The 10,803-nt window shown below is 63.4% G+C and carries 8 protein-coding genes and 1 pseudogene; 5 read left to right on the top strand and 4 right to left on the bottom strand.

Annotation, left to right across the window (positions count from 1 at the left end; translation table 11 throughout):
* The 3 genes and pseudogenes from BFP99_RS20240 to BFP99_RS20230 all read left to right on the top strand — a co-directional run.
* A pseudogene (locus BFP99_RS20240) lies at positions 1-392 on the top strand (acetyl-CoA C-acyltransferase); the annotation flags it as partial.
* 35 nt (positions 393-427) lie between these two features.
* On the top strand, positions 428-2,170 hold the full coding sequence (locus BFP99_RS20235; protein WP_065948006.1) for an acyl-CoA dehydrogenase: 1,743 nt from the start codon (positions 428-430) through the stop codon (positions 2,168-2,170).
* Positions 2,171-2,237: 67 nt separating this feature from the next.
* A complete protein-coding gene (locus BFP99_RS20230; protein WP_065939635.1) occupies positions 2,238-2,951 on the top strand; it encodes a GntR family transcriptional regulator in 714 nt (237 codons plus the stop codon).
* A gap of 6 nt (positions 2,952-2,957) precedes the next feature.
* On the opposite strand, the gene BFP99_RS20225 is transcribed toward BFP99_RS20230, so the two are convergent.
* From BFP99_RS20225 to BFP99_RS20215, 3 genes are all read right to left on the bottom strand, one after another.
* On the bottom strand, positions 2,958-3,908 hold the full coding sequence (locus tag BFP99_RS20225) for a PDR/VanB family oxidoreductase (RefSeq protein WP_065923937.1): 951 nt from the start codon (positions 3,906-3,908) through the stop codon (positions 2,958-2,960).
* A 29-nt stretch (positions 3,909-3,937) separates the two neighbouring features.
* On the bottom strand, positions 3,938-4,999 hold the full coding sequence (locus tag BFP99_RS20220) for an aromatic ring-hydroxylating oxygenase subunit alpha (protein WP_065948005.1): 1,062 nt from the start codon (positions 4,997-4,999) through the stop codon (positions 3,938-3,940).
* 712 nt (positions 5,000-5,711) lie between these two features.
* Positions 5,712-7,199, bottom strand: a complete 1,488-nt coding sequence (locus tag BFP99_RS20215) for an aldehyde dehydrogenase family protein (RefSeq protein WP_065923938.1) — start codon at positions 7,197-7,199, stop codon at positions 5,712-5,714.
* A 263-nt stretch (positions 7,200-7,462) separates the two neighbouring features.
* Between BFP99_RS20215 and BFP99_RS20210 the strand changes: the two genes are divergently transcribed.
* A complete protein-coding gene (locus BFP99_RS20210; protein ID WP_065948004.1) occupies positions 7,463-8,632 on the top strand; it encodes a p-hydroxyphenylacetate 3-hydroxylase oxygenase component in 1,170 nt (389 codons plus the stop codon).
* Positions 8,633-8,688: 56 nt separating this feature from the next.
* The gene (locus tag BFP99_RS20205; protein ID WP_065948003.1) at positions 8,689-9,621 is read left to right on the top strand and encodes a p-hydroxyphenylacetate 3-hydroxylase reductase component; all 933 of its coding nucleotides are present in this window, start codon (positions 8,689-8,691) and stop codon (positions 9,619-9,621) included.
* Between the two features lie 50 nt (positions 9,622-9,671).
* On the opposite strand, the gene BFP99_RS20200 is transcribed toward BFP99_RS20205, so the two are convergent.
* Positions 9,672-10,778, bottom strand: coding sequence for a class II histone deacetylase (locus tag BFP99_RS20200; protein ID WP_065948002.1), 1,107 nt, complete (start codon positions 10,776-10,778; stop codon positions 9,672-9,674).
* Positions 10,779-10,803: the final 25 nt, after the last annotated feature.

The following is a 10,803-nucleotide window of genomic DNA, read 5'->3' as shown; positions in this document are numbered from 1 at the left end:
GCACACGTCCGGCCCTGGCGCGGCTGCTGGCCAGCGCGGTGGTCGGCGTGGCCCCCGAGTTCATGGGCATCGGCCCGGCACCGGCGATCCGCCTGCTGCTGCAACGCAGCGGCTTGAACCTGAGTGACATCGGCCGCTTCGAGATCAACGAAGCCCAGGCCGCCCAGGTACTGGCGGTGGCCCATGAACTGGAGCTGGACAGCACCCGCCTCAACGTCCAGGGCGGCTCGCTTGCCCTGGGGCATCCCCTGGCCGCTACCGGCCTGCGCCTGGTGATGACCCTGGCCCGGCAACTGCGCCAGCACAACCTGCGCTACGGGATTGCCGCAGCGTGCGTGGGCGGCGGGCAGGGCATGGCGTTGCTGATCGAGAACCCTGCCTATCGGGCTTGAAGCGCACGATTCTTTTTTGTCGATGAGGTGTTCCGATGTGGAGCTATGAGGCGCCCCTGGGCGATATGCAATTTGTCCTGGAACACTGGCTGCAGGCGCCCGATACCTGGCAGCGCCACCCGGCATTCGCGGCCCTGGACCTGCCGCTGGCGGTACAGGTGCTGGAGGAGGCGGCACGCTTCAGTCAGGGCGTGCTGGCGCCGTTGAATAGCAGCGGTGATCGCCAGGGCTGCCGCTGGCAGGCGGGCCGGGTCAGCACCCCGGACGGCTTCGTCGAGGCCTATCGCGCCTATGTCGAAGGGGGCTGGCCGGCGCTGGCGTGTGCCGAGGTACACGGCGGCCAGGGCTTGCCGCAACTGCTCGATGCGGCGCTGCAAGAGATGCTCTATGCCAGCAACCACGCCTGGGCCATGTACACCGGCATCGCCCACGGCGCCTACCTGTGCCTCAAGACCCACGCCGCTCCTTGGTTGCAGGCGCGCTACCTGCCCGACATTGTCAGTGGCCAGGCCTTGCCTACCATGTGCCTGACCGAGTCCCAGGCCGGCAGCGATGTCGGCTTGCTGCGCTGTCGCGCGCAGCCCCAGGCGGATGGCAGTTATCGCCTCAGCGGCAGCAAGCTGTTTATCTCCGGCGGCGAGCATGACCTCACGGCGAATATCCTGCACCTGGTGCTGGCGCGCCTGCCCGATGCGCCGCCGGGCAGCCGTGGTATTTCACTGTTCCTGGTGCCCAAGCAACTGGACGATGGCCAGGCCAATGGCGTGCACTGCGACGGCATCGAACACAAGATGGGCATCAAGGGCAGCGCCACCTGTTCCCTGGTGTTCGACGCCGCCCAGGGCTGGCTGATCGGCGAGGCCCATCGCGGCCTGGCTGCGATGTTCGTGATGATGAATTCGGCGCGCCTGCATGTGGGCCTGCAAGGCCTGGGGCATGTCGAGGCGGCCTGGCAGAACGCCCGCCAGTACGCCGCCGAGCGCTTGCAGATGCGTACGCCATGCCGGCCGGAAGAGGTGGTAGCCCAGGCGGCTGACCCGATCCGTTATCACCCGGCCATGCGCCGCGTGTTGCTGGAGCTGCGCACCACCAGCGAGGGCATGCGCGCCATCGGCTATTGGGCGGCGCACCTGCTTGATCAGGCCGAGCATGACCAGGACTCGTCGGCCGCCCGCTTGGCGCCGCTGCTGACGCCCATCATCAAGGCGTTTTTCACCGAACAGGGCTTTCGCCAGGCCAGCCATGGGCTGCAGGTGTTCGGTGGTTACGGCTACGTCACCGAGTTCGCCATCGAGCAAACCCTGCGCGACAGCCGCATCGCGATGATCTACGAGGGCAGTAACGAGATCCAGGCCAATGACCTGTTGCTGCGCAAGGTGCTGGGGGATGAGGGTCGAGCCTTTGGCCTGCTGCTGGCCGAGTTGCGCGCCGAGGCCGGGCAGGGCGCGCAGTATGAGGAATGCGCAGGCTTTTCCGCTGCGTTGGCCAGCCTGTGCGACGCGTTGGCCAGTGTGGTGAACGCCATTCGTGAACGCACCCACGAGGACAGTGAATACCCCTATCGGGCGGCGCCGGATTTCCTCCAGCTCTGTGGCGTCGCGTTGCTGGCCTTTGCCTGGGCGCGGGCCGCGCGGGTCTCCAGGGCACTGCGCGAAGACGATCCGCTGCGTGCCGCCAAGCTGCAAAGCGCCGGGTTCTTTTTCGATTACCTGCCGTCGCGGCTGGCCCAGCACCTGGGCGCCATAGACGGGGCACGGGCAGCGCTGGCGTTCATCTGACGCGGCCAGGTGCTTGCGGTACTACTTGCGGTACCATGGCGGCTCACGTTTTCTGGAAGTTGCCTGGATGAGTAAACCCGGTCAATTGGTGCTGGTTGCACTGCGCAAGATGATTGCCAGCGGGGAGTTGGCGGCGGGCGAGCGGCTGATGGAGATTCCCACGGCGCAGCTGTTCGGCGTGTCGCGCATGCCCGTGCGCATGGCCTTTCGTACCCTCGAACAGGAAGGACTGCTGGTGCCGTTTGGCGGGCGCGGCTATCAGGTGCGTTCGGTCAGCCCCAGCGACATTGCCGGCGCCGTCGAAGTGCGCGGCGTGCTTGAGGGCCTGGCAGCGCGTCAGACCGCCGAGCTTGGTTTATCCGACGCGGCGCGTGCGGCGCTGGAGCGCTGCCTGGTGGAAGGCGACCAACTGTTCGAAAAGGGCTATGTGACCGAGGATGACCTTGAGGTCTATCACGACCTGAACATGCGCTTTCACCAGGTCATCGTCGAAGGCAGCCACAACCCGGCGATCGCCGACGCGCTGGCCCGCAATGATCACCTGCCGTTCGCCTCGGTGACGGCGCTGGCGGTGGATCGCGAGGACATGGCCCGCGAGTACCGACGCTTCAACTATGCCCACATGCAGCATCATTCGGTTTTCGATGCCCTGGTCAATCGCCAGGGCGCGCGGGCCGAAGCCATCATGCGCGAGCACGCCAATGCGACGTTGCGCTATGCCGAGATCTTCAGTTCAGCCACCGCCGCTGCGCGCATGAAGGTGATTTTGCCCGCGTCGTGAACCCTGTCAGATATCGAGTACCAGCAGCGGGGTTTTCGAGCGCGAGCAGCAGGGGGTGAACTGGTCATTCAGGGCCTGTTCCTGTTCGGTGAGGAACAGGTCGCGGTGCTCCGGTATGCCCTCCAGCACACGGGTCAGGCAGGTGCCGCAAATCCCTTGTTCGCAGGACACGGCAATCTCGATGCCATGGCTTTCCAGGACCTGGACCACGGTCTTGTCGGCGGGGATTTCGAAGACCTGGCCGCTGCTGCCGAGCTTTACCGAAAAGCCGCCGTCGAGGCTGCTGTCCACCGGTGCCGCGCTGAAGTATTCGCGGTGCAGGCAGTCTTCCTGCCAGCCCTGTGCGCGTGCGCTGTCGAGTACATGCTGCATGAACCCGCCAGGACCGCAGACATACAGGTGCACGTCATCGGCAGGCGCCGCCAGCACTTCGGCGATGTTCAACGCGGTGTGCGGCTGCTCATCGAAATGCAGGAACACCCGCTCGGCAAACGGCGACGCCTTGAGCCGCTGCACAAATGCCGCGCGCTCACTGGCGCGGGCGCAGTAATGCAGTTCGAAGTCGGCTCCCGCATGGGCCAGGCGCTCAGCCATGCACAGGATCGGGGTGATGCCGATGCCACCGGCAAACAGCAGGCTGCGACGCGCGTCGTGGACCAGGGGAAACAGGTTGCGTGGCTCGCTGATGGTCAGGCGGGTGCCCTCGTGGACCTGCTCGTGCAGGCTGCGCGAGCCGCCCCGGGAGGCCGGGTCCTTGAGCACGCCGATCAGGTAGCGATGACGTTCCTCGGGGTGATTGCACAGGGAATATTGCCGGATCACCCCATCGGGCAGGTGCAGGTCAATATGCGCGCCGGCACTGAAGGCCGGCAGCGGCTGGCCATCGACACTGGCCAGTTCATAGCTGCAAATGTCCTGGGCTTCGTTGTTACGGGATACCACCACCACATCGATCATGTTCAGTCCTCGCAAAGTTGTCGCGCTGTTCAGGCGGTGGTGGTGGCGATCAGTTGCGGTTCGAGGGCGCGTTCCTTGGCAATCAGTCGCTCCAGGATCTTGCGCGATTGCACGCCACCCGCGTCGATATTCAACTTGAGCAGGTTGCGCTGCGGATGGGCCAGCAGGTTCTGTTGCTGGCGTTCGAGCATCTCCAGGTCCTCGCTGAAAATCTTGCCCTGGCCCTCGCGAATGCTTGCGGTCAGTGCCTCATCGTGGGGGTTGAAGTTGCGCGCCATGCCCCAGAAGTACCAGATCGAAGTGTCGGTTTGCGGGGTGATGAAGTCGACCACAATGCTCGCAGCCTTGTGTTCGGGGGCGGCGTTATAGCCACCTTTGCCGGCGTGGGCCACGCCGACTTCGATGAGCACATGGCTGGGCGGGGTGAAGCGGCAGATCTGCCAGCGGTCCACCGGCACGTCATCGGCGAGGTTATTACCGCGCAGGGCCATGCGCCAGAACGGCGGGGCCATGATGTTTTCCATGTGCCGGGCGGTGACCACTTCATCGCCGTCCACCGTGGTCACGGGTGGGGCTTCGTCGATTTCCTTCTGGCCGATGCTGGAGGCGTGCACATAGGTTTCGTGGGTCAGGTCCATCAGGTTGTCGATCATCAGGCGGTAGTCGCACTGGATATCGAACAGCCCGCCGCCATAGGCCCACTGGTCACTCACGGCCCATTCCAGGTGATGGATCAGCGCCGGGTCGGCCTGGCTCTGATCGCCGGGCCATACCCAGATGAAGCCGTAGCGTTCAACGGCGGCAAAGGTCTTGTTGCAGGGAAAACCACGTACCCGCTGGCCGGGCATTTCCACGGTCTTGCCGTCGCCGCCCATGACCAGGCCGTGGTAGCCGCAGACCAGGTTGCCGTTCTCGACATACCCCAGTGAAAGCGGCGCGCCGCGATGGGGGCAGAAGTCCTCGACCGCCACCACGGCGCCTTCCTGGCCACGATAAAACACCATCTTTTCGCCACAGATCTGTCGACCGAGTGGCTTGTGCGCGATTTCATCGGGGGTGCAGGCGACATACCATGTGTTTTTGGGGTACATGATGACTCTCCAGGCGATGGATTATTTTTATTTAATGGATCCATTAGGCTTAAGAGGTAGAGAGTAGTCAAGCTTGTTATGGGATTTTACTGGGCGATTATCGAGCTGTTTGTGATTTATGGATCCAATGCTGGGGTTGATGTGGGAGGGGGGTTGCTTCTGTGGCGGCCTTAGAGCCGACCGGAGTTGGGTCTGGTGTCCTCGGTTAAAAATGTGGGAGGCCCACTACGTCTTCGACGTAGCGCTGTCGCGCAGCAAACTGGGGGCGCCTACGAATATTCGTGGCGGCTGAGGTGATCGTTCCCGCGCTCTGCGTGGGAATGATCTTTGAATGTGAAATTCCAGTTTTTAATTGAAAAATTTAATCTTTTAAAATCAGGGAGTTATTTTAAGTTTGATAAGAGGGGGCTTGCCCCCGATGAGCATGGGTATCTACACAACTTGAGCGAGCCTTCTGCGTAGATACCAACGCCGCGCAAATCCGTAGCAGCTGTCGAGCGCAAGCGAGGCTGCGGCGGCCGCGACTCGAGCTTGAATCGGCAGCGCGCCTGACGCAGCCTCGCTTGCGCTCGGCAGCTGCTACGCACTATTCAAGTTGTGTGGATACTCATGCCCCCGATGAGGGAGTGTCAGTCACTTATTTGTTAACTGACCCGGTGCTATCGGGGGCAAGTCGCACCGTCCTACTCCCACATTTGAATCACGATCCCTCTCAGTAGCGAATCATCACTGACTTCAACTCGGTGTAGTCATCGATGAACGCACTGCCGAACTCCCGGCCTATCCCCGAGGATTTGTTGCCGCCAAACGGCACCGCCGGGTCCAGCATCGTGTGCATGTTCACCCACACCGTGCCGGCCTCGATGGCGGGCACCATGCGCAAGGCTTTGCTGAGGTCGTTGGTCCACAGGCTGGCGCTCAAGCCGTAGGGGGTGTTGTTCATCAAGGCCAGCAGTTCCTCTTCGCTGTCGTACGGCAAGAATGTGGCAATGGGGCCGAAGGTCTCCTCGTTGAGCAGGGTGTCGTTGACGCTGTTGGCGAGGATGATCGTCGGCTCGACGTAACAGCCCGGACGGTCGATCAGGTTGCCACCGTGAATGATGCGGTTGTTTTCGGCACGGGCCTTGGCGAAGAACTCGCCGAGTTTGAGCTGGTGCTGGCGGTTGGTGACCGGGCCGAATTCGGTGCGCTCGTCCAGAGGCGAGCCGATGTTCAGCGTGCTCAGGCGCTGGGCCAGTTTGCCCATCACCGTTTCGATCTGCGAACGATGCACAAAGAAGCGTTCGGCGGCGGCGCAGATTTGCCCGGAGTGCAAAAAGCCCGCTTCGATGATGCCGTTGACGGCCTTGTCCAGGTCCACATCGGGCAGGAACCCGGCCGAGTTCTTGCCGCCCAGCTCAAGGGTGGCCCGGGTCAGCCCGGCGCCCATGGCACTCTGGCCCACCGCAATTCCGGTCGGCACGGAGCCGGTGAACGACACTTTGTCGGTGCCGGGGTGTTCGATCAGGCCTTTGCCTACGCTGCCGCCGCCGGTCAAGACGTTCAGCGCACCGGCGGGAAGGCCGGCGGCAATCGCCAGTTCGGCGATGCGCAGGATGGTCAGCGGCGTGAACTCGCTGGGCTTGATGATGATGCTGCAACCGGTTACCAGCGCCGAGGCGAGTTTCCAGATGGCGATCATGGTCGAGAAATTCCACGGCACGATGCCGACCACCACTCCGACCGGCTCGCGCAGGGTGAACGCGGTGTAGCGCTCGCCGGCGAAGGAGGGCAGCGACGGGGTGATGGTCTGGCCGCTGATCTTGGTGGCCCAGCCGGCGTAGTAACGCAGGAAGTGCGCGGCCTGGTCGACTTCGAAGGCGCGGGAAATCTGGATGATCTTGCCCGACTGGCAGGTTTCGATCTGTGCCAGTTCTTCGCGGTGTTGCTCCAGCAGATCGGCCAGTTTGAACAGCACGTTGCCGCGCACTGCCGGTGCGACCTGCGACCACTGCTTGAAGCCTCGGCTCGCCGACGCCACGGCCGCGTCAATGTCGGCCGGGTCGGCGTCGGCGACATCGGCGATGACCTGGCCGGTGGCCGGGTTGATCACCTCCAACCGCTGGCTGGAATGGCTCTCGACGTAGCCACCGTCAATGAACAACCCATGGGTTCGACGGAGGAAGGCTTCAACCTGGGGCAGCAGTGGAATATCGCTCATGGGGTTTTTCCTGGTGGCAGAGATTGAAAAGCCCGAGGTTAATCCCCGTGGCCGGAACGGGCTTGACTGTGGCTGCCCAGTGGCATGTCTGTGGCTGCCAGCGCCTGTACGCGGCGGATCAGCCTGAGCCTTTGAAAAGTACAATCTTGACTCTGGAAGGTGCATGTCCTGCCAGGAAGGCACGCTCCATACTGGCCCTGCATCCGGCGCCACGCCTTGATTTCTGGCGCTGCCCGGACATCCAATAATAAGCAGGGCCATCCATGAAAAAGCCAAACCCGCTCCTTGAAGACCTCAAGTCCATCCTGCCGACCATCGCCGCCAATGCCTTCGTGGCCGAGCAGGACCGCCAAGTGCCCGCCGAGAATATTGCGCTGCTCAAGAGCATCGGCATGCACCGTGTGTTTCAGCCGAAAGTGTTCGGCGGCATGGAGTTGTCGCTGCCGCAGTTTGCCGACTGCATCGCCTTGCTCGCCGGGGCCTGCGCTAGCACGGCCTGGGCCATGAGCCTGTTGTGTACCCACAGCCATCAATTGGCACTGTTCTCGGCCCAACTGCAGCAGGAGGTCTGGGGCGCTGACCCGGATGCCACTGCGAGCAGCAGCATCGCGCCGTTCGGGCGCACCGAGGAAGTCGAGGGCGGCGTGCTGTTCAGCGGAGAAATGGGCTGGAGCAGCGGCTGTGATCACGCCGAGTGGGCGATCGTGGGTTTCCGCCGCAACAACGCCCAGGGCACCCAGGATTACTGCTTCGCGGTGCTGCCGCGCAGTGACTACCAGATCCGCGATGACTGGTTTGCCGCCGGCATGAAAGGCAGCGGCACCAAGACCTTGATCATCGACAAGGCCTGGGTGCCGGAACACCGCATCCAGAAAGCCAAGGACATGATGGAAGGCAAGTCCGCCGGCTTTGGGCTGTACCCCGACAGCAAGATTTTCTATTCGCCGTACCGGCCGTATTTTGCCAGTGGCTTTTCCACCGTCAGCCTGGGCGTCGCCGAGCGGATGCTGGAGGTGTTCCGCGAAAAGACCAGGACCCGCGTGCGCGCCTACACCGGGGCGGCAGTCGGTGCCGCGACCCCGGCGCTGATGCGCCTGGCCGAGTCGACGCACCAGGTGGCCGCCGCGCGCGCCTTCCTCGAAAAAACCTGGGACGAACACGCCGAACACAGTGAGCAGCAGCGCTACCCCAGCCGCGAGACCCTGGCGTTCTGGCGCACCAACCAGGCCTACGCGACCAAGATGTGCATCCAGGCAGTGGACCGTCTGTTCGAAGCCGCCGGCGGCAACGCCTGGTTCGAGCACAACGAGATGCAGCGCCTGTTCCGCGACTCACACATGACCGGCGCCCATGCCTACACCGACTACGACGTCTGTGCACAGATCCTCGGCCGCGAGTTGATGGGCCTGGAGCCCGATCCGAGCATGATCTGAAGCTGCTTTTGAAAACAACAATCAGGGCTGCGCCTGACGCAGCCCGGGAGTCTTGCATGTCCGAATCGACCTTCGACCCACGCGCCTTTCGCCGGGCCCTGGGCAACTTTGCCACGGGCGTGACCGTGGTCACCGCCGCCGACGCCTCCGGCCGCAAGGTGGGCGTTACCGCCAACAGCTTCAACTCGGTGTCCCTGGACCCACCGCTGGTGCTGTGGAGCATCGACAAACGCTCCAGCAGCCACGGGGTATTTGAGGAGGCCAGCCACTTCGCGGTCAACGTGCTGGCGGCGGACCAGATCGACCTGTCGAACAATTTTGCCCGGCCCAAGGACGACCGCTTCGCCGAGATCGCCTATGCACCGGGGGAGGGCGGGGCGCCGGTGTTCGCCGATTGTGCGGCACGTTTTCACTGCGAGAAATACCAGCAGGTGGATGGCGGCGATCACTGGATCATGATCGGCAAGGTGGTGGCCTTCGACGATTTCGGGCGCTCGCCGCTGCTCTACCACCAGGGCGCCTACTCCATGGTCCTGCCCCATACGCGCATGACCAGGCGCGACGAAAGCCAACCGCCGAGCAGCCACTTCCAGGGGCGCCTGAACCATAACCTGTATTACCTGATGACCCAGGCGGTACGCGCCTACCAGTCCAGCTACCAGCCCCGGCAACTGTCCACCGGCCTGCGCACCAGCGAGGCGCGGATGCTGATGGTGCTGGAGAACGATGCCCGCCTGAGCGCTGGCGACCTGCTGCGGGAAGTGGCGATGCCGGTGCGGGAAATCGACGACGCCGTGGCCAACCTCAAGCGCAAGGGGCTGGTCGACGATGATGAACACGGCGTACGCCTGACCGCTGCGGGCATTGAACAGACCGAAGACCTCTGGGCTATCGCACGGGAACAGCAGGACAAGGTGTTCGCCGAGTTCAGCCAGGACCAGATCGACACCTTCAAGACGGTGTTGAAGGGACTGATCAGCCACTGCTGACTGGCCAAAATCCGATGCCGGCAACGGCATCGGATTTTTTTGCGTCACGCTCAGCGGGCTTCGGCCAACTCATCGACTAAGCGCAACTGAAACGCCGCCAGCGCCGCGTTCGGTTGCTGCAACTGCACAAACTCAAGCATCGGGTCGCCGACCTGTGTCCTGACGCCCACCAATTCCTCAATGGTCGCCAGCCCGCAAAACGGTACATAGGCTTCGGAGTAGCCGCCTTCGTGCACCAGCACCAGGCGGCCCTGGCACAGGCGTTCGGCTGCTTGGCGTACAAGACGGGTCATGTGCCGGAACGAGTCACTGTGCAACAGCATTCGCGCCAGTGGGTCGACCGCGTTGGCGTCGTAGCCGCAGGCGACGATGATCAATTCCGGCTCGAAGCGCTCCAGCGCCGGAATCACGATACGCTCCATCGCGTGCAGATACGCCTCATGACCGCTGCCGGGAGGCAGCGGGATATTGATGTTCGCACCCAGCCCCGCGCCGCGCCCGCGATCGGCTTCACCGCTGTAACCTGCCGGGAAACAGCCGTCCTGATGCAGGGAAATCGTCAGCACGTCGCCGCGTTCTTCGAAGATCGATTGGGTGCCGTTGCCGTGGTGCACGTCCCAGTCGATCACCGCGACGTTGCCCAGGCCACGCCGGGCTTTTGCGGCTTCGATGGCGATGGCGATGTTGGCCAGGAAGCAGAAGCCCATGGCGTTGTCGGCGAGGCAGTGGTGACCGGGTGGGCGTGACAGAGAATAGGCATTGTCGACTTCGCCGGACAGCACCGCATCCACTGCTGCCATGGCCAGCCCGGCGGAGAGCCTGGCTATTTCATAACTGCCTGGCCCGATGGGCGCGTGGGGGCCCAATTCGCCGCCCCCGGCATCGCTCATCGCCTTGAAGCGTTGCAGGTAGTTGGGCGTGTGCACCCGCAGCAGGTCTTCATCGGTGGCCGCGTTGGCACTGCGCACCTGTAAGTGGCGGGTCAGACCGGAAACGTCCAGCAGGCTCTTCAAGCGACGCTTGGTTTCCGGTGACTCGGCGTGGCCGGCGGCGGCAGGCGGCTGCACCCACCCGCCCACCGGTAAGGTCAAGGCGTGCAACCCGGCGCTGTGCCAGAGGCTGAGTTCGTCGAAGAAAAATGCACTTTTTCGGCTCATCGTCTTTCCATTTTCGTTGGGGTAA

It is taken from the genome of Pseudomonas sp. 1 R 17, from assembly GCF_900067035.1.
Taxonomy (GTDB): domain Bacteria; phylum Pseudomonadota; class Gammaproteobacteria; order Pseudomonadales; family Pseudomonadaceae; genus Aquipseudomonas; species Aquipseudomonas marginalis.
The sequence above is the reverse complement of the archived record's forward strand: the minus strand, read 5'-3'. Positions and strand labels throughout refer to the sequence as shown.